1 tRNA gene is annotated in these 263 nt (G+C 50.2%); it reads left to right on the top strand.

Annotation, left to right across the window (positions count from 1 at the left end):
- Nucleotides 1-179 precede the first annotated feature (179 nt).
- Nucleotides 180-256 (top strand) — tRNA-Ile (locus tag H0Z09_RS27215).
- Nucleotides 257-263: the final 7 nt, after the last annotated feature.

Below are 263 nucleotides of genomic sequence, written 5' to 3'. Positions count from 1 at the left end.
CTGGATCACCTCCTTAATCGACGACATCAGCTGCTCCATAAGTTCCCACACGAATTGCTTGATTCATTGAAGAAGACGATAAGAAGCAGCCTAAATAGGGTTGTAGCTTAGTTGGTTAGAGCGCACCCCATGCTCTGTGGTAAAGAGCAGGGTGAGGTCGGCCTTAGCAGCTCGAAATTGGGTCTGTAGCTCAGTTGGTTAGAGCGCACCCCTGATAAGGGTGAGGTCGGCAGTTCGAATCTGCCCAGACCCACCAATTTTGT

The organism is Pseudomonas sp. SWRI18, from assembly GCF_014268345.1.
GTDB lineage: Bacteria > Pseudomonadota > Gammaproteobacteria > Pseudomonadales > Pseudomonadaceae > Aquipseudomonas > Aquipseudomonas cedrina.
This window is presented reverse-complemented; position numbering and strand designations above follow the sequence as displayed.